Below are 23,656 nucleotides of genomic sequence, written 5' to 3' on the forward strand. Positions count from 1 at the left end.
CCGGATCTTGCAAGACTTCAGTTTTCGATGACGCGGGCCCCTGGCCCGCGTTATTGTTTTGTGAGCGGCGCCTTCGCTGGGACGGGGGCACTACCGATGCGGCGCTAAAGCGCGATGAGATTGGATTGAAAGCCATCGCGCTTTGGTTTGATGTTTGAGCATGATTCTTTCGGAAAACCGCTGCACACTTTTCCGGATCATGCTCTAAGGCCTGTTTACAGACAGGATTCCCAAATCAGTAGAAAATTGATTCAAGGCTGAAAATTGGAGATCAGCCTTGATTCGATTGATGTTGAGCGATGCGCAGTGGGAGCGGATTGCGCCGGAATTGTCTGGCAAAGCCGGTGATCCCGGCGGCACCGGGCGTAACAACCGGCTCTTTATCGAAGCAGTTCTTTGGATTGCGCGCACGGGCTCGCCGTGGCGAGATCTGCCGGAAGCGTTCGGCAAGTGGTTCACAGTGTATACGCGCTTCTGGCGCTGGGCGCAGAAGGGGGTCTGGGAGCGGGTCTTCAAAGCTCTCTGTGACGATCCCGATTTCGAATATGTCCTGATCGACGGCACACTCGTCCGGGTCCACCAACATGGCACCGGGGCAAAAGGGGGACTCAAAATCAGGCCATAGGCCGCTCGCGTGGTGGCCTGACTACCAAAATCATGGCTCTGGTCGACGCACTCGGCAATCTCATTCGCTTCACCCTGCTGCCCGGCCAGCGTCACGACAGCATTGGCGTCGAGCCTTTGATCACTGGCCTCGATTTTGAAGCGCTGATCGGCGACAAGGCCTTCGATAATAACTGGCTGCGCGCCAATCTGAACCAACGCGGCGCCGCAGCGGTCATCCCGTCCAAGGCCGACCGCGCCGGGCGCATCCCGCACGACGCCGAAATGTACAAATGGCGCCACCTGGTCGAGAACTTCTTCTGCCAGCTCAAGGCATTCCGCCGCATCGCAACTCGCTACGAAAAGACAGACGCCTGCTTTGCCGGCCTCCTCAATCTCGTCGCGGCTTTCCTCGCAAACTAGCGACTGTAAACAGGCCTTAGCGCGAGCGAACCGTAGATGGCCTCCCCTTTCCCCGAGCGCAGCTTGGCGCGGCTGCGCCAGATCTGGCAGCGGCCGTTCGTGCTGGCTTTGATGGGGATTGCGCTGTGCAGCTGCTCCTTCGATCTGGGATCGCTGATGCCGGAGAAGGAGAAGCCTCAGGAGGCGCCGAAGGCGACTGCGGCCGCCGAAAGCGCGGTCAGCGCCGTCAATGTCAGCGAAGCCCAGGTCCACACGGCAAAGGCCCAATCCCTGGCGAAGTCAGGCGAGACCGCAGCTGCGCTCGACGAGTTCAATCGTGCGGTCGGGCTCGATCCCTACAATGCGCAGGCGCTCTATGGCCGTGCCTTGATCTATCAGGGCAATAACCAGCACGATTTCGCTATCGCCGATTTCAGTGCTGCGAGCGGGCTCAACCCGCAGAAGGCCGAGCCGCTGCTCGGCCGCGCCACCAGCTATCTCGCGCTCGGCAAGGTCAAGGAGGCCGCAGCCGATCTGGACGAGGCCTCCGAGGCCGATCCGCACAACGCCCAGGTCTGGACCACCCGCGGACAGGCCTATGAGCGGCTGGGCGACAGGGCCAAGGCAGCGGCGTCCTACACCAAGGCGGTCTCGCTTCGCCCACGCGACGATGCCGCCCGCAGCGGCCTCGCCCGCGTCGGCGGCTGACAGCGCGGCTCAGATGCCGTCCTAATCGGGGGTGGCGGGCTTCGGCAGAACGGCGTGGAACATCGACTTCATGCCGGACAGCATTTCATCGGCGACATTGGTCTTCGGCCGCTGCATGGTCGTGGTCGCGCCGGCGTCGGCACGCAGATCGAGCGGGGGTGCGATCACCGGCACGGGAATATCAGCCGGCGGCGTCACCCGATTCGGGTCGTCATTGCCGACCGAGGCCGTATAGGGCGGGTTGACCGGCGACGAGCCGCCATTGCCATAGGCCTCGGATGACGGCGTCGACACCGTGATCGGCGGCGGCAGCGGACGCACCGTGGACGGCTCCGCAGTGATCACACGCGGGGCCTCCGGGATGCGGGCGGCTTCTCTCAACCCAGGCTCCGCCGGCCTTTCAGCGGACTTGGTTTCCGAAGACTTGGTCTCGGCCGATTTGGCCTCAGCGGCTTTGCCCTCAGGCGATTTGCGCAGACGCTCGATCGCGGCGCGCACGAGGTCGTTGGCGTCGGGGCTCGCGGCTGGGGAAGCCGCAGCCGGCGCCGAATTGGCCTCCACCACCGGGGCGGTGGCGGGAGCCGCGGCAGCCGGAGCGGTGGCCGCAGGGGCGGACTTGGCGACCGCCTTCTCGCGTGCGGGGGTGCGGCCACGCGGGCTGGTCTCGGCAGGAGCCACGTCTGCGGCCTTGGTCTCGGCAGGCTTCTCGGCCGCCGCCTTGTCCGTCACGTTCTTCTCGGAAACGCTCTTCTCGGAGACCCCCTTGGCCTTGACGCCGGGTGCGGGAAGGTTGGCGGTGTCCGCCGGCTTGCGCTCACTGCCAGTCTGGGCAGGCGCCACCACGGTCGCAGGAGCATCAGGCGCGGGCTTGGCATTGATGTAGTGATTAACGATGTAGGCCCCGATGATCGTCGCGAGCACCGAGGGGAAAATATCCATCGAGATTTTAGCGAGGTATTTCAGCATTTCTCGGCCACTCCCCGCGCGATCTGATGCGGGAACTTTGGGGCATTGTGAGGGATCAACTGCGACGGATCGATGGCAAACGGTAACGCCAACTTACGGTTTTAGCTCGATTTCAAGGAACACGATCTCGGTTGAGGTTTCGTTAAGTACGTCATGCTGGACGCCGGCTTTGCGGAAATAGGATTTGCCGGCCGCAAGCTGCGCCTTGGACCTCTCGCCGCCGGGCGCCACGATGGTCATTTCCCCGGCCACCACGGGAACAATCACATAGTCCATGCCGTGGGTGTGGTGCCCGGTGGCGCTCCCCGGCGCAAGCCGCCACTCGGTCACACGAACCTGCTCGTTGTCGACCTGAACCTCGGACCTGGCGGCAAGCATCGGGAACTCTCCTTATCGCGCCTCAGGGCACGAAGACCATGAACACGTAGACGGCAAATACCACCATATGGACCAGTCCGAACAGGACGTTGGTCCTGCCCGTGCCGAAGGTCAGCATGCTCAGGAAGAAGGTCAGGAGCAAAAGCACGCTGCCCTGGGCGTTGAGGCCGAGCTCGAGCTCCTTGTCGAGCGCGTAGGTGGCAACGCCGACGGCCGGGATGGTCAGCCCGATGGTTGCCAGCGACGACCCGAGCGCAAGGTTGATGCTCTTCTGGAGGTCGTTCCTGCGGGCCGCCGAAACGGCCGCGACGCCTTCCGGCATCAGGATCAGGAGGGCGACCAGAAGTCCGGTAAAGGCCGGCGGCGCACCGATCTTGGCCGCGACGGCGTCGACCACCAGCGAAAACTTCTTGGCGAGCAGCACGACCGCCAGTAGCGCAATCAGCAGCAGCACGACGCTGAGCACCAACATCCGGCCCGATAGAAGCGCTCCACCGCTGCCGCCGTCCGCGCGCTCGTGAACGAAGTAATCCTTGTGCAAGACGGTCTGGGTGTAGAGAAACACCCCGTACAGCGCGAGCGTGACCACGTCGACGAAGCCGAGCTGAACCGCCGAATAGACCGGCCCGGGCGTGGTGGTGGTGTAGTTCGGCAGAATCAGCGTGATGGTTGCCAGCGCGAACAGCACGCTGAGATAGACGTTGGCGCCGGAGAGCTGAAAGCCCTGCTCGCGATAGCGCAGGCCGCCGATGAAGATGCAGAGCCCGACGAGGCCGTTGCAGACGATCATGACCACGGCGAACACGGTGTCGCGCGCAAGTTCCGGCGCGGGCTTGTCGCCCAGCATGATCGTGGTGATCAGCGCCACCTCGATGATGGTCACCGACAGCGTCAGCACCAGCGTGCCATAGGGTTCGCCAACCCGCTCCGCGATCACCTCGGCATGATGAACCGCAGCGAATACCGTGCCGAACAGGATGACCAAAAGGACAATGGCGAAGACGAGCCCGCCCAGCGACAGCGTGAACACGTAGTCCGTCGCGCTGACGGCCGCGAACAACAGCACCGCCAGCGCCGGGAAGATCCAGGCCGACCGGGGCATCGGACTATGCGCGCTCATCCACCGCTTCCATTTGCTCGAATGAGCAGTAGCAAATCAGGCGCGAGATTCAATGCCAGTGCAGGATCGGCGCGACCGGCAGCAGTGTCAGCAGCAGGAACAGCGGGATCAGCACGGCGCCGGCGCGCAAGAGATAGCCGAAGAAGCTCGGCATCTCGACGCCGTTCTCGCTGGCGATGCTGCTCACCATGAAGTTCGGCGCGTTGCCGATATAGGTGAGCGCGCCCATGTAGACCGCGCCCATGGAGATCGAGGCGAGCGTGCCCGAGAGCTCATGCATCAGCGCTTGCGGGTCGCCGCCGGCGAGCTCGAAGAACAACAGATAGGTCGGCGCATTGTCGAGGAACGCGGACATCAGGCCGGTGAACCAGAAATAGGCGACCTCGCGCGGCACACCGTCCGGCGCCGTCACAGCCGACAACAGCCAGGCGAAGGCGCCGTGATGGCCGGCATTGAGCATGGCAATGACCGGGATGATCGCGACAAAGATCCCCGCGAACAGTTTCGCGACCTCGCGGATCGGCTCCCAGGTGAAGCCGTTGGCCAGCCTGTGCTCGTCCGGCGTCAGCCACACCGACAGCGCCGCAATGGCCAGCAGCACCGAATTGCGGACGACGTCCTCCAGGTCCAGCTTGGTGCCGAGAATGTCGAACGCCACGCCGGGCTTCCACATCGCCGACGCCAGCAGGCTCACGACGATGGCCGCAATCAGCACCAAATTGACGAGGCCGCGGATGCGCGGCGGCTCCCCGCGGCCGGCTTCGCCGAGCGGCGGCTCGCTACGAAAGCGCCAGACATCAATGACGACGAAGATCGCGAGCAGCAGTCCGGCGACGATTGCGGTCTGCAACCAGATGGTCCGCGTGGTCCAGAAGAAGTCGATGCCGTGCAGGAAACCGACGAAGAGCGGGGGATCGCCAAGTGGACTCAGCGCGCCGCCGACATTGGCGACCAGGATGATGAAGAAGATGATGACATGGGCGTTGTGACGCCGCAGCCGATTGGCGCGAATCAGGGGACGGATCAGGATCATCGCGGCACCCGTGGTGCCGACAATGCTCGCACCCAATGTGCCGAGCGCGAGGATGCCGACATTGGTCGCTGGCGTCGCCTTGATGTCGCCGGTGATGAGAATGCCGCCGGCCACGACATAGAGCGAGAAAAGGAGCACGATGAAGCCGAGATATTCGGCGAGCATGGCGTGGACGAGCGCCGCCAGTGTTGCCATGCTGCCGGCAAACACGACAAGCGCGGCGAGTGCCAGCAGCGACCAGGCCGCGGCCATCTTGCCGTAGTGATGATGCCAGAATTTTGGAAACAGCAGCGGCCCCAATGCGATCGACAGCAACAGGCCGGCAAAGGGCAGCGCATAGGGCCAGCGCATCGCAGCACCATCGAGCCCGGTCGCGGCCCATGCGTGTTGCGGCGACAGCATGAGGATCGCGGCGAAGGCCAGGCTCCAGGGCCACGTGACGAGCCGTTTAGGATTCAATGAAGCGCCTTGCCGTTTCGATCGCACCGAAAGCATCGAGATTGTCATGTCCGCCGCCCGCGAAGCGAACGAACTGCTTCGGTTCATGTGCGAGCGCGAACAGACGCTCTCCGAACACGATCGAAATGGCAAGGTCATTGGTGCCATGCATCACCAGGAGCGGCACCGTGACGCGCGTGATGCGCTGGTCCGAATGGAACGGATCGCGCATCAGCAGGCGCACCGGAACGAACCAGAACGACGACGCTGCAACGTCGACCGTCGACGTATAGGGGGCTTCCAGGATGAGTTTTCCGACACGATGTTCCGAGGCGAGCGCAACCGCCGCGCCCGTCCCGAGCGAAAAGCCCCAGGCGATGATTCGTTCCGCCGCGTAGCGCGCGATCGTGAAGGCGTAGGCGGTTGCGGCATCGCGCAGCAGGCCCTCCTCGCTCGGCGCACCGCTCGAGCCGGCATAGCCGCGATAGGACAGCGCGACGAGGCCGGTGCCGTCAGCCGTCATCGCCCTGAAGCGGCTGACGCGACCGGCGAGAAAATCGCCATTGCCTGGAAAATACAGGATCACGGGACGGCCTGGCTTCGCCGGCACGTGCCAGACGATGACCTTCTCACCGTCCGACGTGGTCAGAATGTGTTCTTCCGCCTCGGGAAGGCCCGCGGCATCGGGGGCGGTGCGCCCGACGGACGGGATCGGAAACAGCATCTCGCGCTGCCGGACAAACAGCACAAGGAGACCGACGCAATAGACGGTCACGAGCAGGATGGCGATCCACTTGACGATGGTCATGATGCGCGGCCGGCCTTTCGGCTCAGGGCTTGCGACGGCTCCGCAGCAATTTCATGACATCGGGTGGAAGGTTGGCCGGAACATCGCGGCAGCCGTACGCCGCCTTGTGGGCGGCATGCGATGGGACCGGTGCCATTCCTTGTTGATGGCCACGGTCCGTTTACTTCCGCGCTACATCGCCTTGACGATGTTCTCGGTGACCTTCTTGGCGTCGCCGAGCAGCATCATGGTGTTGTCGCGATAGAACAGCGGATTGTCGATGCCGGCATAGCCGGAGGCGAGCGAGCGCTTGATGAACATCACCGTGCCGGCCTTCCAGACCTGGAGCACCGGCATGCCGTAGATCGGCGAGGTCTTGTCCTCTTCGGCAGCCGGGTTGGTGACGTCGTTGGCGCCGATCACGAAGGCGATGTCGGCCTGCGCGAATTCGGAGTTGATGTCCTCGAGCTCGAACACCTCGTCATAGGGCACGTTGGCTTCGGCGAGCAGCACGTTCATGTGGCCGGGCATGCGGCCGGCGACCGGGTGAATGGCGTATTTCACCTCGACGCCTTCCTTCTTCAGCATGTCCGCCATCTCGCGCAGCGCGTGCTGGGCCTGCGCCACCGCCATGCCGTAACCGGGCACGATGATGACCTTTGAGGCGTTCTTCATGATGAAGGCGGCATCGTCGGCCGAGCCGAGCTTGGCGGGCTTCTGCTCGCCTGTAGCCCCGCCGGCGGCCGCGGTCTCGCCGCCGAAGCCGCCGAGGATGACCGAGATGAAGGACCGGTTCATCGCGTGGCACATGATGTAGGACAGGATCGCGCCCGAGGAGCCGACCAGCGCGCCGGTGATGATCAGCGCGGAATTGCCGAGCGTGAAGCCGATGCCGGCCGCGGCCCAGCCGGAGTAGGAGTTGAGCATCGAGATCACGACCGGCATGTCGGCACCGCCGATCGGGATGATCATGAGCACGCCGAGCAGGAGTGCCAGGATCACGTTGAGCCAGAAGAACACCGGGCTGCCGGTCATCACGAGGCCGATTATGCAGACGACCAGTGCGATCGCGAGCGCGATGTTGATGAGGTGCCGCGCCGGCAGGATGATCGGGGCACCGCTCATGCGCGCCGAGAGCTTCAGGAACGCGATCACCGACCCGGTGAAGGTCAGCGCGCCGATCGCGACACCGAGCGACATTTCGACCAGGCTCTGGGTGTGGATGTTACCGGGCGTGCCGATGTCGAAGGCTTCGGGCGCATAGTACGCGCCGGCGGCGACCAGCACTGCGGCCATGCCGACCAGCGAGTGGAAGGCGGCGACCAGTTCCGGCATCGAGGTCATCGGCACGCGGCGGGCGATCACCGCGCCGATGCCGCCGCCGATCGCGACCGCGAGGATCACGAGGACCCATGCCACGCCGTCCGCCGGCGGATGGCTTGCGAGCGTGGTGGCGACCGCGATCGCCATGCCGATCATGCCGAACAGATTGCCCTGGCGCGACGATGCCGGGCTCGACAGCCCGCGCAGCGACAGGATGAACAGCACCCCCGCCACGAGATACAAGAATGCAGAGAGATTGGCGCTCATCTCAGGTCCCCATTAATCCCTTCAGCCCGAGGTGGCCGCTTACTTCGACTTCTTCTTGTACATCGCCAGCATGCGCTGGGTGACAAGGAAGCCGCCAAAGATGTTCACACAGGCAAAGATGAGCGCGACGAAGCCGAAGCCGCGCGCCCAGCCCGAGCCGCTCGAAACCATGCCGACGCCGACCGCGAGCAGCGCGCCGACCACGATCACCGAGGAGATCGCGTTGGTCACGCTCATCAGCGGCGTGTGCAGCGCCGGCGTCACCGACCACACCACGAAATAGCCGACGAAGACGGCGAGGACGAAAATCGACAGCCGGAAGATGAAGGGGTCGACGACCTGTGCAACATGCTCCATGGCGGCTCTCCTTAAACCTTCGGCTGGAAGTTCGGGTGGATCACGGCGCCGTCTTTCGTGAGCGCAGTGGCCTTGACGAGTTCGTCGTCCCAGTTGACGGCGAGCTTCTGCTCTTTCTTGTCGACCATGGTCTCGATGAAGGAGAACAGATTGCGGGCATAGAGGCTGGAGGCCGAGGCCGCGACGCGCCCGGCGACGTTGGTGTAGCCGACGATCTTGATGCCATCGAGGTCGACGACCTCGCCGGCCCTGGCGCCCTCGACATTGCCGCCGCGCTCGACGGCGAGATCGACCAGCACCGAGCCCGGCTTCATCGACTTGACCATGTCAGCGCTGACGAGCTTCGGCGCCGGCCGGCCCGGAATCAGCGCGGTGGTGATCACGATGTCCTGCTTCTTGATGTGCTCGGCGGTGAGCGCGGCCTGCTTGGCCTGATATTCCTTGGACATCTCCTTGGCGTAGCCGCCGGCCGTCTGGGCGTTCTTGAACTCCTCGTCCTCGACGGCAAGGAATTTCGCACCGAGCGACTCGACCTGCTCCTTGGTGGCAGGCCGCACGTCGGTCGCGGTCACGACGGCGCCGAGACGACGCGCGGTCGCGATCGCCTGGAGGCCGGCGACGCCGACGCCCATCACGAACACCTTGGCCGCGGGCACGGTGCCAGCCGCCGTCATCATCATCGGGAAGGCGCGGCCGAAGGCCTCGGCGCCCTCGATCACGGCACGATAGCCGGCAAGATTGGCTTGCGAGGACAGCACGTCCATCACCTGCGCGCGCGTGATACGCGGCATCAACTCCATCGCGAAGGCGGAGACGCCGGCATCGGCCATCGTCTTCAGCGAGGCCTCGTTGCCGTAGGGATCCATGATGGCGATGACGAGCGCGCCGCGCTTGTATTGTGAAAGCTCCGACGCCTCGGGACGCTTCACCTTGATGATGATATCGGCGTCCTTGAGCGCGTCAGCGCTGACAGTGGCGCCCACGGCGGTGAATTCGGAATCCGGCAGGCCTGACTTGATGCCGGCGCCCGGCTCGACGGCGATCTCGGCACCGAGCGCCTTAAACTTCTTCACCGTATCAGGCGAAGCGGCGACCCGCGGCTCTGACGGATCGATTTCCTTGGCAACGGCGATCTTCATAGGTCCTCCGGCGGCGCGGGACAGCGCACGCGCAAACTAAGCGTAACTCCCGCTGCGTTCGATACCGGTTCTGGGACCGGTTTGTATGCAAGTATTCTGGGCAGCTGCTGCCGCTGGCGTGTGCAGCTACCGAAGACGGATCAGGTCAGGAAAATCGCCATCAGGATCACGATGAGCGCGACCGAGGCCGTGCCGTACTTCACCAGCTTGATGAAGCCCTCATAGGTCTGCTCGTGCGCAACGTAGTCGTTGCCGTCGGCGGTGGTGTACGCCACTTCGCTATGGTCAGCCATGGATGTCCCCAGTCGAAAGTCGAATTCTGGGGCTGGGATACCGCAAACTTTCGGGCAGGGCAACGGCACGCGGGCGCGGTTTTTCCGCAAATCAGGTCATTTGGAATTCCAATTGTCGCGGATCCAGCGCGTGAGGCCCTGCTCGCCGACTTCGCCCGCAGCGAGCGAGAGGATAATCGCGGCCGCTTCCGCCTCGGGCACGATGAAGTCGATGCTGTTCACGCCGAGAAATGTGTACAGCGCAAGGAGTGACACGCGCTTGTTGCCGTCAACGAACGGACGGTTGCGTGCAATGCCGAAAGCGTAAGCGGCCGCCAACTCAGCGAGATCGGCGTTCTCAGAAGACCATTTGTTCCTCGGCCGATCGAGCGCAGGGTCCAGCATACCCTCATCTCGCAAGCCACTTGCGCCGCCATGGATCACGAGCTGCTCGTCGTGGATCGCAATGATCATTCGACGCGTCAGCCAGAACGGCTCGCTCATTTGGCCAGCTCGGCGAGGGCGTTGTGATAACGCTTGATGCCTCGCCGCGCGACTTCCATCGCTTTTTCAAAATCAGGATCATGAGGCGTCAGCAAGATCCCACCGTCCGGTTGCTCGACCGGGAACAGTTTGTCGCCCTCTCTGAGATTCAGACGAGCAGCAAGCTCCTTCGGCAGGATAACGCCGATCGAATTTCCGATCTTGCGCACCTGAAGCACGGTGGAGGCGCTCTTCAAATCCTTCGGATCCGCGTTCTCGCCCATAGCCGCACCTCATTGCTCGTTATACGTTTGTATAACATCTTTGCGACCCACCGTTCAACAAATGTTTTACGCTTTCCTTGCCTACAAATGAGGCAGGCTCGCGCCTCAGCCCATCGCCTCCAGCTCGTCGATCATCCCGGCGATGACGCTGAGCCCGCCGTCCCAGAACTTCGGGTCCTTCGCGTCGAGCCCGAATGGCCGCAGCAGCTCGGAATAGTGCTTGGTGCCGCCCGCGGCGAGCATGTCGAGATAGCGCTCGGCAAAGCCCTCGGCCGCATGCTCGTAGACCGCATAAAGCGAGTTCACGAGACAATCGCCGAACGCATAGGCGTAGACATAGAACGGCGAGTGGATGAAGTGCGGGATATACATCCAGTAGTTCTCGTAGCCCGCCTTGATCTCGATCGCGGGCCCCAGGCTCTCGCCCTGCACCGACAGCCAGATCTCGCCGAGCCGCGTCGCGGTGAGCTCGCCGTTCTTGCGCTCGGTGTGGACCGCGCGTTCGAACGAATAGAACGCGATCTGCCGCACCACGGTGTTGATCATGTCCTCGACCTTGCCGGCGAGCAGCGCCTGGCGCTGCTTTGCATTCTTGGTCTGGGCAAGGAGCCGCTTGAACGTAAGCATCTCGCCGAACACGCTCGCGGTCTCCGCCAGCGTCAGCGGCGTCGGCGCCATCAGCGCACCGTTCTTCGCGGCGAGCACCTGATGCACGCCATGGCCGAGCTCATGCGCCAGCGTCATCACGTCGCGCGGCTTGCCCTGGTAGTTCATCAGCACATAAGGGTGCGCCGACGGCGTGGTCGGATGCGAGAACGCGCCGGGCACCTTGCCCGGCCGCACCGGTGCGTCGATCCAGCGGTCGGTGAAGAAGCGCTCCGCGATGTCGGCCATCTTAGGCGAGAAGCCGCGATAGGCCGTCAGCACCATGTTCCGCGCATCGGGCCAGCCAATGACGTCGGTCGCGGCAAAGGGCAGCGGCGCGTTGCGGTCCCAATAAGCCAGCCGCTTCTTGCCGAACCACTTCGCCTTCAGCGCGTAGTAGCGATGCGACAGCTTTGGATAGGCCGCGTGCACGGAAGCAACCAGCGCATCCACCACCTCGCGCTCGACGCGGTTGTTGAGGTGGCGGGAATCCGCGACGTCCTGAAAACCGCGCCAGCGGTCGGAGATGTCCTTGTCCTTCGCGAGCGTGTTGGTGATCAGCGCAAAGGTGCGCTCGTTGGCCTTGAAGGTTTTGGCCAGCGCCTCCGCTGCGCTCTTGCGCTTGGCGCCGTCGCGGTCCTGCAGGAGATTCAGCGTCGGCTCGATCGCGAGCTCTTTGGCGCCGACCTTGAAGCGCAGGCCCGAGATGGTCTGGTCGAACAGCCGGTTGAAGGCGGAATAGCCGGTCTGCGCCTTCTCCAGGAAGAGCTGCTCGAGCTTGTCGTCGAGCTGGTACGGCTTTTCCTTGCGCAAATCCTCGATCCAGGGACGATAGTGCGCGAGCTCGGCGGCCTGCATCGCGCGGTTCAAAATATCGTCATCGATCCGGTTGAGCTCGAGCGCGAAGAACAGAAGATGCGTCGACGCCGCCGTCAGGCGCTCGGACACGTCGCCGTAAAACTTTGAAATCGCAGGGTCCACGCTGTCGCCCGCATGGACCAGGCCGGCATAGGAGCCGAGGCGGCCGGCGAGGTCGTCGATTGCCTCATAGCGTCGCACGGCTTCCGCGAGCCATTTTCCGCCATCTTCGTTTGCTGTCCCTGTCGCGAGCTTGCCTTTGTAGTCCGTCTCGAACGCGACGCAATCGGCATCCATCCTTTCGAGATCGCGCGCCACTTCCGGCGCATCGATCCCGGAATAGAGATCGGCCAGGTTCCACTCCGGAAGCTTGCCGGTCTTGCTTGCAGGCTTTGCGGGTGAAGGCTTTGCGGGTGAAGATTTGGCGAGTGAAGGCTTGGCGGACGAAGGCCTGGACTTTGCTTTGACGGCGGATTTCCTGGTGCTCGGCTTGCGGGGAGCGGGCTTGCTGGAAGCAGCCTTCTTGAGAGCAGACTTTTTGAGAGCGGGCTTGGAGCGCGAATTCATTGTGTGGGAAACCTGTGTTCAACAGTCGCGACGGCGGGCGTGGGCATCAAGGTTTAAGAGTGCGTTAATCGGCTTCGGCCAGAGTGCCCCGATTCGAGACAGATAGTTGTAGCGTGCAGGGAACACCATGGCTGCCAGTATTTTGATCGCCGACGACGACGCTGTAGCCCGCCGGCTGGTCGAAAACATGGTGCAGAAATGCGGCTATGAGACGATCGTCGTGGAGTCCGGCGACGCTGCGATCGCCGCGCTCACCGCTCCCGACGCTCCGGCCATCGACGGCGTCATCCTCGATCTCGTGATGCCCGGCCTCGACGGCATGGGCGTGCTGGCGAAAATCCGCGAAGCCGGCCTCAGCATCCCCGTCATCGTGCAGACCGCGCATGGCGGCATCGACAACGTGATCTCGGCGATGCGTGCCGGCGCGGCCGATTTCGTCGTCAAGCCGGTCGGCCTGGAGCGGCTTCAGGTTTCGCTGCGCAACGCGCTCAACGCCTCCGCGCTCAAGGGCGAATTGCAGCGCATCCGTCACAGCCGCGAGGGCCGGCTGACCTTCTCCGACATCATCACCCGCTCCGAGGCGATGGCGGGCGTGATGCGCGCCGCGCAGAAGGCGGCGAACTCCTCGATTCCCGTGCTGATCGAGGGCGAGTCCGGCGTCGGCAAGGAGATGTTCGCGCGCGCCATCCATGGCAGCGGCGAGCGCAAGGCAAAACCTTTTGTCGCCGTGAATTGCGGCGCGATTCCCGACAACCTCGTCGAGTCCATCCTGTTCGGCCACGAGAAAGGCGCTTTCACCGGCGCCACCGAGCGGCACATGGGCAAGTTCGTCGAGGCCCATGGCGGCACGCTGTTCCTGGACGAGGTCAGCGAGTTGCCGCTGACCGCGCAGGTCAAGCTGTTGCGCGCGCTCCAGGAAGGCGCGGTCGAGGCGGTCGGCGGCCGCAAGCCCGTCAAGGTCGACGTGCGCATCATCTCCGCGACCAACCGCAAGCTCCTGGAGCGGGTGAAACAGGGACACTTCCGGGAAGATCTGTTCTATCGCCTGCACGTGCTGCCGCTGACGATCCCGTCGCTGCGCGCCCGGCGCGAGGACATTCCGCATCTGCTGCGGCATTTCCTGGCGCGCTTTGCCGCCGAGGAGAACCGCCCCATCACCGGCATCAACGGCGAGGCGGTGGCGCACCTCGCCCAGCTCGACTGGCCCGGCAACATCCGCCAGCTCGAAAACGCGGTCTACCGCGCGGTGGTGATGAGCGACGGCGACCAGCTTGGCCTCGGCGATTTCCCCCTGCTCGCCTCGCAGCCGCATCCCGCAGCCGACATTCCGACTGCGCCATTGCTGCTCGAGCCGATCGCGGCGCCTTCCTTGGTATCGGGTAACGAAATACCGATCGCTCCCTTCCCGTCAGCGGGAGCTCTCTCCATGCTGACCGCGAGCGGCGATGTCCGCCCGCTGGAGGACATGGAGAACGAAATCATCCGCTTCGCGATCTCGCATTATCGCGGGCAGATGTCCGAAGTCGCCCGCCGTCTCAAAATCGGTCGGTCCACGCTCTACCGCAAACTCGACGAAGCAGGCGTGCCTGGCCATGGCGGGAAAAGCGATGAGGAGACGCACTGAGCCATATCTGAACAGCGGCTTGGCCGATGTTGCGACGAGGCCGCAAGCCCTTCGCATTTCGGCGAAATTTGGCCGCGACGTGAACCGTGACCTGGAAGTGACAGACACAGGGAAAAGCGCGTGGGGCAAGCGCATAATCCGTTGCCAAAGAGGCTGCCTTGACGTCAGTTTGTCGTGAGTTGTCCCGGGTAGCGCTGGCCGCAAAAGCGGGGCCTGTATATCGTCTGCGTATGAATCGTTGCGTGCAGGCGTGCGACATTCGAGAGGCCGGCGCGGTTTAGCCGAAGATTTAGAGACGATAACGAAGCTGTTCCACGAGGGACAGTTCACCCGAGGGGTGTGACACAATGCGTGACTGTTTGAACCACCGTGCAGGCTTTGACCGTGTCTTGATGACGGTCGCGGCGACCTTCCTCACGGTGTCGGCCAGCTCAGCCCTGGCGCAGGATCAGATGCGCAGCAGCGCCGCCGAGCTCGCGATCGAAGCCGCGATCCCGCGCCCCGAGCCGGCCAACGTCCCGCCTCCGACTGCTTCCGACATCAAGCTCGACACCACCGCCACCATCCCTGACTCTGCGAAAGAGCCCGTGAAGGCCGAAGTCGCACCGGCGCCCGACAAGGTCGAGACCAAGCCTTCCGACGTTGCCACCTCGCCCGCCACCGAGGCGCCGAAGAACGAGACGGCCAAGACCGAACCCGCGAAGACCGAACCCGCGAACACAGAACCCGCCAAGGCCGACACTGCGACGGCGCCTGCGGCACCTGCTGCGACTCCGGCCGCCGAGCCGGTGAAGGCCGCGAGCAACGTTCCCGCTGCCGACCAGCCGGTCGCCGACAAGCTCAGGGACATCATCGGCGCCAAGACCTCGCGCAATTTCGACCGCAAGAACGAGCGCGCCGCGATCGAGAAGTTTTACGGTGCGCGCGATTTCGCGCCGGTCTGGACACAAGGCGGCAGCCTGACCGCTGCGGCCAAGGGCGTCATCGCGCGGCTGAAGGATGCAGCCTCCGACGGCCTCAACCCCGCCGACTATCCGGTGCCGGATTTCGCCACCGCCACCACGCCCGATGCGCTCGCCGATGCCGAATTGAAGCTCACCGCCAGCATGTTCGACTATGCGCGGCAGGCCCAGAGTGGCCGCATGCACTGGTCGCAGGTCAGCGGCGACATCCTCTATCCCGAACATCCGGTCGACCCGAACGAGGTGCTCGCCAAGGTCACGACCGCGACGGACGCCTCCGCGGCGCTCGACAGCTACAATCCGCCGCACAAGCTCTACAAGGAGCTGAAGGCCAAGCTCGCGGAACTGCGCGGCCAGGGCAACGGCCCCGCGATCGAGATCGCCGACGGTCCGGCGCTGAAATACACCCCGGCCGGCAAGAAGCAGGCCGAGATCGTCGTGGAAGATCCGCGCGTGCCGCAGCTGCGCGCCAAGCTCGGCATCACCGAGAACGCGAATGACACCCGCTATGATGCGGCGGTCGCCGATGCCGTGCGCAAATTCCAGAGCGGCGTCGAGATGAAGGCGACCGGCATCCTCGACGACAAGACCGTCAAGGCGCTCAACACCCCCAAGCGCGACAAGCAGATCGACGTGGTGCTGGTGAACATGGAGCGCTGGCGCTGGCTGCCGCGCGACCTCGGCGCGCCCTCACTTGGCGATGCCTATGTCATCCTCAACATTCCCGACTACACGCTGAAGGTGATGCAGCGCGGCCAGCAGGTTTGGACCACCCGTGTCGTCACCGGCAAACCTGGCACGCATGCCACCCCGCTGCTCAGCGAGACGATGAAGTACATCACGGTCAATCCGACCTGGAACGTGCCGCCGTCGATCGTCTACAACGAATATCTGCCGGCGCTTCAGCAGGACCCGACCGTGCTTCAGCGCATGGGCCTCAAGCTCGAGCAGAACCGCGACGGCTCGGTGCACATCTCGCAGCCGCCGGGTGAAGCCAATGCGCTCGGCCGCATCCGCTTCAATTTCCCGAACAAGTTCCTGGTCTATCAGCACGACACGCCGGACAAGCATCTGTTCGCCAAGGAAGATCGCGCCTTCAGCCACGGCTGCATGCGCGTGCAGAACCCGGATCAGTACGCGTCCGTGCTGCTCAACATCACCATGCCGAGCGACAAGTACACGCCGGAGCGCGTGCGCAGCATGTACGGCAAGAGCGAGATCGACCTGAAATTCCCGACCCCGATCCCGGTCAACATCACCTATCAGACCGCGTTCGTGGATGACGCCGGCAAGCTGCAATTCCGCAAGGACGTCTATGGCCGCGACGCAACCATGATCAACATCCTGAAGAACAATCGCGGCAAGGACCTCGAGGCTATCGTGGCGCATTCCCAGCCGAGCTATTCGCGCCCGGCGACGACGCTCCCCTCAGGCGTCGCGGTGGCCAACAATGGCGGCGGCTTCGGCTCATCCGGCCCGAATTTCTTCGAGCGACTGTTCGGAGCACCGACCCCGCCGCCGGCGCCGGTCGGCCGCCGGCCGCAGCGGGTGTTCACCCGCTGAGGCTCAGCTCCTTATTCTTTAGAATTCTGCAATGGAATCAGCGACCCCGTCCCCTGGATGGGGTCGCTTGATGTTAACCACCCTCCACCCGGGGCCCGGGCAGCGGGCGTTTTTTTGCCACAGTCAACCGTTTAGGATCGTATTCTGACTTGGTTTGGGGGCGGGAAGGTCAACCTCGAATTAACCTTCTCGCTTTAAGAAAGCGTTCACCCTCTTTCGCGCTGCTAACGGGGTTGGCGGGAGAGTCCATTTTGAACGCTCGTCGACTGGGTGGGCTCATACGTGCTGACTGGTCTCGCACGCCAATTCGCTGTGCTGTCGTTGTCCCATGCGGGAGTGAAGGCCGGATCCCGGATCGGCCTCGCTTCCGTATTGCTGCTTGCCGCCGCAGGTTCGGTTCATGACGCCGCCGCGCTGAACGAAACCAAGACGCTCTCGTTCCATCACACCCATTCCGGCGAAGACCTCACCGTCACCTTCAAGCGCGACGGCCGCTATGACGAAGCCGCGCTGAAGCAGCTCAACCACTTCCTGCGCGACTGGCGCACCCAGGACGAGACCGTCATGGACCGTCGCCTGTTCGACATCCTCTGGGAAGTCTATCGCGACGTCGACGGCAAGCAGCCGATCCAGATCATCTCCTCCTACCGCTCCCCCGCCACCAACGCCATGCTCCGCCGCCGCTCCTCCGGTGTGGCGCGCTTCAGCCAGCACATGCTGGGCCATGCGATGGACTTCTATATCCCGGGCGTGCCGTTGGAGCAGATCCGCTTCGCCGGTCTGCGGCTCCAGCGCGGCGGCGTCGGCTTCTATCCGACTTCCGGCTCGCCCTTCGTGCATCTGGACACCGGTGGCATCCGGCACTGGCCGCGCATGACGCATGACCAGCTCGCCCGTGTCTTCCCCGACGGAAAAACGGTGCATCTGCCAACCGACGGCGTTCCGCTGAAGGGCTATGAGCTCGCCAAGGCCGAGATCGAGCGCCGCGGCAGCGGCGACGATTCCGGCAGCAAGACGAATTTCTTCGCCGCCTTGTTCAAGGGCAAGTCGTCAGCTCCGGCCGCCAGCAGCAGCGACGAGGATGACGAGGGCGCACCCGCCGCGGCCGCGAAACCGTCCGCGCCGACCGTGGTCGCCGCCGTGGCCAAACCCGCCGAGCCGGTGCCGACGCCGCGCGCCAAGCCGCAAATGGCCGCAACGCTCCAGCTCGCCTCGGCCGATGCGCAGATCGTTGCGCCGCCCAAGCCGAAGCCCGCGCCCGTGGCTGACAAGCCAGCGGCCGGCAAGCCCGAGACCCCGGCCGACATCATCAATGCCCGCGGCTTCTGGGATGATATCCCGGCTGCGCCGCAGCAGGCGACGCCGGCGCAGGTCGCCGCGTTGAAGGCCCGCCAGGCGCTCGCCGCCGCCACCGATCCGCAAGCCACCGCGAGCGTCTCCAGCGCGGCTTATCAGGCGCTGGCCTTTGCGCCGGCATCCGCCTCGCCGGTCGATCGCGCCAACGTCGTCGCCGCCTCCGCGCCGATCCCGCGCTCCGCCCGGCCCGCTTCCGCGACGCGCAGCCTCGCTCAGGCGACGGAGATCAACACGGTGGTCGGCAAGAGCATCGATGGCAGGATCGCCACCGCGACCCGGCTCTCCGCGGCCAAGGGCGACAGCATCTGGCTCAAGATCGTGATGCTGTCACCGAGCGCCAGCCGTGCGATGTCGGTGACGCTGATGGGCGAGCTCGATACGGCGGCGCTGCGCCGCTTTTTCGTCAAGCCGCAGGCCGTGATCGCGATGGGTTTTGTCGAGGACCCGATGCAGGGACTGTCCTGCGACAGCTTCTCGGGCAGCGCGACCGCAAAGCTCCAGACGACGTCCTTCGTCATGCGTACCGCCGCGCTTCGCTGAGAGCCGCGACCCGGCAAAGCTTCCCCTGCCCCGTTCTTCCTCGCGCGAATCGATCATGCCGGCAGACCGGCCCTGACGAGGCCGGATTCGTGACGCTCGCGATCGATCTCGCGCTTGTAGTGCAGGGTTGCGAGATAGGCTGCCACCGAGAACCCGGGTTCGCGCTTCAGGACCTCCGCGGCGTGAGCGCCAGCCGCGACGGCATTGTTCATCTGCGCGAATATCGCTGCAAGGAACGCGTGATGGGTATAGTCGGGCCGCGTGATCCTTGAAAACGCCTCGGCGGCTTCGGCGTATTTCTCTGCGCAATAATACGCGCGACCGAGATGGCTCCAAAATCGCTCGGGATGATGAGGATTGAGACGCATCGCTTTCCTGATCCAGTCGATGCCCTCCTCAGGCAAGCCCAGCCAGGTCAGGAGCTCTCCCTGCTGCACGACGATCAGATCGTAGTTCGGGTTGAGGGCCAGCGCACGCTCCTGATGATAGGTGGCCTTTTCATAGTCGTGGCGCGTCAGATTGAGCGCGGCGAGGATCCGGTGCACGTCCGCATCGTTGTCGTCGAGCGCCAATGCGATCTCGAGTTCAGAAGCCACCTGCTCGAAGGTCGCGTCGCGGTCAGCGCACCAGCCATAGATCCAGCACTGGCCGAGCACACACGCCTTCCAGGCGTGAGCGTGGGCGTAATTCGGATCCATTGTCAGCGCCCGGTTGAGCAGGGTCTGCGCCTGCGCGTTGTCCTCGCGTGTTGAACGGTGATGCAGGAGCTTTGCAGCCAGCACGCATTCGTAAGCGCGCATGTTCTCGGTCGGCTTCCGCTTGGTGCGGTCATGCGCTGCCGCTTCCACGCGACCAGGCAACGTCGCGACGATTGCGCGGGTCATCTCGTCCTGGATGGCGAAAATATCCTCGAGCTCGCGATCGTAACGTTCGGCCCAGATATGACGGTCGGTTTCCGCGTCGATCAGCTGCACGGTGACGCGGACGCGCCCCCCGGCCTTCCGCACGCTGCCTTCGATGACATAGTCGACGCCGAACTCACGGCCGATGTCCTGGACCTTTACGGCCTTGCCCTTGTAGACGAAGGTTGAGTTTCGGGAGATGACGAGCAAGTCGTGGAAGCGCGAGAGCTCGGTGATAATGTCTTCCGTGAGACCGTCGGCGAAGAACTCCTGTTCCGGATCGCCGCTCATGTTGGCGAACGGCAGCACGGCGATGGACGGCTTCTTTGAGACTACCGGTGACGTAACAGCCTTGGTCGCGTCGGGCAGGCTTGCAGGCCCCTCCGCCAGCCGAATGCGGAAGACGCGGATCGGACGCGTGATGTTCTTGACGCTCTGCTCGCCGAGATCGTCGAATTGAACTCCGTCGAGCCGGTCGCCAACCTGATCGCGCACCGCGCCTGAAACGCAGATCCCTCCAGGCTCGGCGAGCGTCTCCAGTCGCGCCGCGACGTTGACCCCGTCACCGAAAATGTCGTCTTGATCGACGATGACATCGCCGAGATTGATGCCGATGCGGAATTGTATCCATCGCGGCGGCGGGACGTCGGCATTGCGCCGCGCCATGCGGCGCTGAACCTCGGCGGCACACAGCACGGCATCGACGACGCTGTGGAATTCGGCGAGCATGCCGTCACCCGTCGTCTTGATGATGATGCCGCGATTTTTGGCAATGGCCGGGTCAATGAGCTCGACCCGGTGGGTCTTGAGGCGCGCAAGGGTACCCGCCTCGTCGACTTCCATCAGCCGGCTAAAGCCGACCATGTCGGCGGCGAGGACCGCGGCAAGCCTGCGCTCTGGTCCCGGCACATCCATCGCTCGGTCCCTTCGCCGAGCACTCTAGCAGATGAAGGGACTTCGCCCAAGCTTGGTGCGCTGCAACGCCTACTAGGCGAAACGCCTCAGAGCATTCCCAGCGCCTGCATGTAGGTCTCGAGAATGGTCTCGGCCTCGGCGCGCTCGTTGGGGTCCTGCTTGCGCAGGCGCACGATGGTGCGCAGCGCCTTGACGTCGTAGCCGTTGCCCTTGCTCTCGGCGTAAACGTCGCGGATGTCGTCGGAGATCGCCTTCTTCTCTTCCTCCAGCCGCTCGATGCGCTCGATGATGGATTTGAGCTGGTCCTTGGCAAATTTCGTCGCGGGCTCGTCGTCGCGGACGGCGGCGGAGGTGGCCATCTTGGTACTCCCAATGGAACTGGCAAAACGAGGTGACGCCGGCATCCTCACCGCGCGTGCTGGGTAGACCCTTAGGGTTGGCGCCCTCCGCGTTCAAGGCAGCATCGCGCTCGTCCACAGCGCGCCCACACCTTCCTGCAGCGAGGCGAAGAAAGCTGTTGTGTGGCGCGACTCAGCAGGCCGCAGGCGGCCGTTCAGTGCCCGTGGGGATGGACCTTCTTCATCGCCTCGAGCTGCTCGGGCGTGGCCGAGCCCTGGTATTTCGACTTCCAGGTCTCGTAGGGCATGCCGTAGACGGCCTCACGGCTCTCGTCCTTGCTTAAGGCGACGCCTTGGGCGTCGGCGGCGTCCTTGAGCCAATTGGACAGGCAGTTGCGGCAGAAGCCGGCCAGATTCATCAGGTCGATATTCTGGACGTCCGTCCGCGTCCTCAAATGATCGACCAGGCGGCGGAAAGCGGCCGCCTCGAGCTCCGTTCTGGTTTTGTCGTCGATTGCCATAACTGGATTCCTTAAGACCTGCCCCGATGGCCGTCACCCTTACGGGATCAGGTGGGTCCTGTCACAGATTTTGCCATATCACGGCGCAAACGGGCCAAAACCCCGGCCTTGGGTCAGTTCCCGGCCCCTACGCCAAATCGTCAATGATCTGATATAGCTTTTCGCGACTATGATCGCCGAATCTCCCCGCTCCCTCCTTCGCATGCTCGCCCGGTTGGTCCCGGTGCTGGCGGTCGCGCTGCTGTGCCTCTGGACCAGCCCGGCGTCTGCCGATTTCCGCCTATGCAACAACACGTCGAGCCGGGTCGGGATCGCGCTGGGCTACAAGGACGCCGAGGGCTGGACCACCGAGGGCTGGTGGAACATCTCGTCCCGCTCCTGCGAGACCCTGCTGCGGGGAACGTTGGTCGCCCGTTACTATTACATCTACGCCATCGACTACGACCGTGGCGGTGAATGGTCGGGTCAGGCCTTCATGTGCTCGCGCGACAAGGAGTTCACCATCCGCGGCACCGAGGATTGCCTGGCGCGCGGCTACGACCGGACCGGCTATTTCGAGGTCGATACCGGCGAGCAGCGGGCCTGGACGGTCCAGCTCACCGACGCCAACGAACAGCCGGCGCAGCAGCGCGTGCCCGGCCTGCCCGGCCCGGTCGGTCCGGGCGGGGTGCCGGGTTTGCCCAATAGCCCGCCCGGTGGTACGCCCCCCGCGCCTGGCCTCCCGCCAGGCGCTGCCCCGCCCCCGTCTGGAAGTAAGCCATGAGGCGTCTTCGCCGTATCAAGATTCTCGCGACCCTGGGACCCGCCTCTTCAGACCTCGCGATGATCCGCCGCCTGTTCGAGGCCGGCGCCGACCTGTTCCGCATCAACATGAGCCACACCCCGCACGACAAGATGCGGGAGCTGGTGGCGACGATCCGCAACGTCGAAAGCAGCTATGGCCGGCCGATCGGCATCCTGGTCGACCTGCAGGGCCCGAAGCTCAGGCTCGGCGCCTTCACTGACGGCGCGGTCCAGCTCCAGAACGGCCAGACCTTCACGCTCGATTCCGACAAGGCGCCGGGCGATGCCACGCGCGTCCACCTGCCTCATCCGGAGATCCTGGCCGCGCTGCGGCCGGGACATGCGCTGCTGCTCGACGACGGCAAGGTGCGGCTGATCGCGGAGGAGACCTCGAAGGAGCACGCGGTGACGCGTGTCGTGGTCGGCGGCAAGATGAGCGACCGCAAAGGCGTCAGCCTGCCCGACACCGACCTGCCGGTCTCGGCCATGACGCCGAAGGACCGCGCCGACCTCGAGGCGGCGCTGGTCACCGGCGTCGACTGGATCGCGCTGTCCTTCGTGCAGCGCGCCGACGACGTGCTCGAAGCCAAGAAGATGATCCGCGGCCGCGCCGCCGTCATGGCCAAGATCGAGAAGCCGCAGGCGATCGACCGCCTCGCGGACATCATCGAGGCCTCCGATGCCCTGATGGTGGCGCGCGGTGATCTCGGCGTCGAGCTGCCGCTGGAACGGGTGCCGAGCCTGCAGAAGCAGATGACGCGGATGGCGCGCCGCGCCGGCAAGCCGGTGGTGATCGCGACCCAGATGCTGGAATCGATGATCCAGTCGCCGGTGCCGACCCGCGCCGAAGTCTCCGACGTCGCCACCGCCGTCTATGAGGGGGCCGACGCCATCATGCTGTCGGCGGAATCGGCGGCCGGCAAATTCCCGGTCGAGGCGGTCTCAACCATGAACCGCATCGGCGAGGAGGTCGAGCGCGACCCGACCTATCGCTCGGTGATCATGGCGCAGCGCCCGGCGCCGGAATCCACCGCGGGCGATGCCATCGCGGACGCCGCGCGCCAGATCGCCGAGACGCTCGACCTGCCTGCTTTGATCTGCTGGACCAGCTCGGGCTCGACCGCCGTGCGCGTCGCGCGTGAGCGGCCGAAGCCGCCGATCGTGGCGATCACGCCGAACATCTCGGCCGGCCGCCGCCTCGCCGTGGTCTGGGGCGTGCATTGCGTTGTAGCCGAGGATGCGCGCGACCAGGACGACATGGTCGGCCGCGCCGGCCAGATCGCGTTCCGGGACGGCTTCGTCCGCGCCGGCCAGCGCGTCATCATCGTCGCCGGCGTGCCACTCGGCATCCCCGGCACCACCAACATGGTGCGCATCGCCTCGGTCGGCCCCGAGGGGGACGCACATATCTGATTTCCGGTCGCTCCGACAAAAAATGCGAAAACAACCCCATGCACAGTAGACGGCGCATTCGGCGCCCGAGCTGCGGTTTTTCGAAAAACCCTGTGCGACCAATGGCCTG

Annotated in this window: 22 protein-coding genes; 7 read left to right on the forward strand and 15 right to left on the reverse strand. The window is 64.3% G+C overall.

Annotation, left to right across the window (positions count from 1 at the left end; translation table 11 throughout):
• Positions 1 to 277 precede the first annotated feature (277 nt).
• Together ACR9YP_RS41135 and ACR9YP_RS41140 are read left to right on the forward strand one after the other, a co-directional pair.
• A protein-coding gene (locus tag ACR9YP_RS41135) for an IS5 family transposase (RefSeq protein WP_474217651.1) occupies positions 278 to 1,026 on the forward strand; the annotation gives its coding sequence in 2 pieces (ribosomal slippage) (positions 278 to 608 and positions 608 to 1,026; 750 coding nt in all).
• Positions 1,027 to 1,062: 36 nt separating this feature from the next.
• The gene (locus ACR9YP_RS41140; protein WP_438105681.1) at positions 1,063 to 1,713 is read left to right on the forward strand and encodes a tetratricopeptide repeat protein; all 651 of its coding nucleotides are present in this window, start codon (positions 1,063 to 1,065) and stop codon (positions 1,711 to 1,713) included.
• Positions 1,714 to 1,734: 21 nt separating this feature from the next.
• Here ACR9YP_RS41140 and ACR9YP_RS41145 read toward each other — a convergent pair whose 3' ends face one another.
• The 12 genes from ACR9YP_RS41145 to ACR9YP_RS41200 form a co-directional block, all read right to left on the reverse strand.
• Positions 1,735 to 2,679, reverse strand: coding sequence for a hypothetical protein (locus tag ACR9YP_RS41145; protein WP_438105682.1), 945 nt, complete (start codon positions 2,677 to 2,679; stop codon positions 1,735 to 1,737).
• A gap of 93 nt (positions 2,680 to 2,772) precedes the next feature.
• A complete protein-coding gene (locus ACR9YP_RS41150) occupies positions 2,773 to 3,057 on the reverse strand; it encodes a cupin domain-containing protein (protein WP_128936488.1) in 285 nt (94 codons plus the stop codon).
• 22 nt (positions 3,058 to 3,079) lie between these two features.
• A complete protein-coding gene (locus ACR9YP_RS41155; protein WP_438105685.1) occupies positions 3,080 to 4,177 on the reverse strand; it encodes a calcium:cation antiporter in 1,098 nt (365 codons plus the stop codon).
• Between the two features lie 49 nt (positions 4,178 to 4,226).
• Positions 4,227 to 5,705 carry a sodium:proton antiporter gene (locus ACR9YP_RS41160; protein ID WP_474221214.1) on the reverse strand — a complete coding sequence of 493 codons (1,479 nt, stop codon included), beginning with the start codon at positions 5,703 to 5,705 and terminating at the stop codon, positions 4,227 to 4,229.
• On the reverse strand, positions 5,659 to 6,456 hold the full coding sequence (locus ACR9YP_RS41165; RefSeq protein WP_474218761.1) for an alpha/beta hydrolase: 798 nt from the start codon (positions 6,454 to 6,456) through the stop codon (positions 5,659 to 5,661). Before ACR9YP_RS41165 ends, ACR9YP_RS41160 begins: the two co-directional genes overlap by 47 nt.
• Positions 6,457 to 6,627: 171 nt before the next feature.
• Entirely contained in the window at positions 6,628 to 8,025 is a 1,398-nt protein-coding gene (locus ACR9YP_RS41170) for an NAD(P)(+) transhydrogenase (Re/Si-specific) subunit beta (RefSeq protein WP_474218762.1), read from the reverse strand.
• Between the two features lie 39 nt (positions 8,026 to 8,064).
• Positions 8,065 to 8,382, reverse strand: coding sequence for a proton-translocating transhydrogenase family protein (locus ACR9YP_RS41175; protein WP_091888212.1), 318 nt, complete (start codon positions 8,380 to 8,382; stop codon positions 8,065 to 8,067).
• Positions 8,383 to 8,393: 11 nt separating this feature from the next.
• Positions 8,394 to 9,521: a Re/Si-specific NAD(P)(+) transhydrogenase subunit alpha gene (locus ACR9YP_RS41180; protein ID WP_474218763.1), complete on the reverse strand. Its 1,128-nt coding sequence runs from the start codon at positions 9,519 to 9,521 to the stop codon at positions 8,394 to 8,396.
• A gap of 140 nt (positions 9,522 to 9,661) precedes the next feature.
• A complete protein-coding gene (locus ACR9YP_RS41185) occupies positions 9,662 to 9,814 on the reverse strand; it encodes an aa3-type cytochrome c oxidase subunit IV (protein WP_008136857.1) in 153 nt (50 codons plus the stop codon).
• A gap of 96 nt (positions 9,815 to 9,910) precedes the next feature.
• A complete protein-coding gene (locus tag ACR9YP_RS41190; RefSeq protein WP_474218764.1) occupies positions 9,911 to 10,297 on the reverse strand; it encodes a type II toxin-antitoxin system death-on-curing family toxin in 387 nt (128 codons plus the stop codon).
• The gene (locus tag ACR9YP_RS41195) at positions 10,294 to 10,560 is read right to left on the reverse strand and encodes an AbrB/MazE/SpoVT family DNA-binding domain-containing protein (RefSeq protein ID WP_438105693.1); all 267 of its coding nucleotides are present in this window, start codon (positions 10,558 to 10,560) and stop codon (positions 10,294 to 10,296) included. Before ACR9YP_RS41195 ends, ACR9YP_RS41190 begins: the two co-directional genes overlap by 4 nt.
• 105 nt (positions 10,561 to 10,665) lie before the next feature.
• Entirely contained in the window at positions 10,666 to 12,630 is a 1,965-nt protein-coding gene (locus tag ACR9YP_RS41200) for a M3 family oligoendopeptidase (protein WP_474218765.1), read from the reverse strand.
• Positions 12,631 to 12,757: 127 nt separating this feature from the next.
• Here ACR9YP_RS41200 and ACR9YP_RS41205 point away from each other — a divergent pair, with 127 nt between their 5' ends.
• From ACR9YP_RS41205 to ACR9YP_RS41215, 3 genes are all read left to right on the forward strand, one after another.
• Positions 12,758 to 14,254 carry a sigma-54-dependent transcriptional regulator gene (locus tag ACR9YP_RS41205; RefSeq protein WP_474218766.1) on the forward strand — a complete coding sequence of 499 codons (1,497 nt, stop codon included), beginning with the start codon at positions 12,758 to 12,760 and terminating at the stop codon, positions 14,252 to 14,254.
• A 347-nt stretch (positions 14,255 to 14,601) separates the two neighbouring features.
• Positions 14,602 to 16,779 carry a L,D-transpeptidase family protein gene (locus ACR9YP_RS41210; protein ID WP_474218767.1) on the forward strand — a complete coding sequence of 726 codons (2,178 nt, stop codon included), beginning with the start codon at positions 14,602 to 14,604 and terminating at the stop codon, positions 16,777 to 16,779.
• Between the two features lie 282 nt (positions 16,780 to 17,061).
• Positions 17,062 to 18,675: a peptidoglycan L,D-endopeptidase MepK gene (locus ACR9YP_RS41215; protein WP_474218768.1), complete on the forward strand. Its 1,614-nt coding sequence runs from the start codon at positions 17,062 to 17,064 to the stop codon at positions 18,673 to 18,675.
• Positions 18,676 to 18,728: 53 nt separating this feature from the next.
• Here ACR9YP_RS41215 and ACR9YP_RS41220 read toward each other — a convergent pair whose 3' ends face one another.
• From ACR9YP_RS41220 to ACR9YP_RS41230, 3 genes are all read right to left on the reverse strand, one after another.
• Positions 18,729 to 20,492 carry an adenylate/guanylate cyclase domain-containing protein gene (locus tag ACR9YP_RS41220; RefSeq protein WP_438104782.1) on the reverse strand — a complete coding sequence of 588 codons (1,764 nt, stop codon included), beginning with the start codon at positions 20,490 to 20,492 and terminating at the stop codon, positions 18,729 to 18,731.
• A gap of 86 nt (positions 20,493 to 20,578) precedes the next feature.
• Complete coding sequence (locus tag ACR9YP_RS41225; RefSeq protein WP_018641571.1) at positions 20,579 to 20,851, reverse strand: DUF2312 domain-containing protein; 273 nt, start codon at positions 20,849 to 20,851, stop codon at positions 20,579 to 20,581.
• Between the two features lie 194 nt (positions 20,852 to 21,045).
• Positions 21,046 to 21,351, reverse strand: coding sequence for a DUF1244 domain-containing protein (locus ACR9YP_RS41230; protein ID WP_438104781.1), 306 nt, complete (start codon positions 21,349 to 21,351; stop codon positions 21,046 to 21,048).
• A 169-nt stretch (positions 21,352 to 21,520) separates the two neighbouring features.
• On the opposite strand from ACR9YP_RS41230, the gene ACR9YP_RS41235 reads away from it, so the two are divergent.
• Both ACR9YP_RS41235 and pyk read left to right on the forward strand, forming a co-directional pair.
• The gene (locus ACR9YP_RS41235; RefSeq protein WP_091888194.1) at positions 21,521 to 22,114 is read left to right on the forward strand and encodes a DUF1036 domain-containing protein; all 594 of its coding nucleotides are present in this window, start codon (positions 21,521 to 21,523) and stop codon (positions 22,112 to 22,114) included.
• Positions 22,111 to 23,547 (forward strand): pyruvate kinase, encoded by a 1,437-nt coding sequence (gene pyk, locus ACR9YP_RS41240; protein WP_091888192.1) that lies wholly within the window; start codon positions 22,111 to 22,113, stop codon positions 23,545 to 23,547. The genes ACR9YP_RS41235 and pyk overlap by 4 nt, the downstream gene beginning before the upstream one ends.
• The last annotated feature ends 109 nt before the right edge of the window (positions 23,548 to 23,656 follow it).

It is taken from the genome of Bradyrhizobium sp. BR14999, from assembly GCF_056106085.1.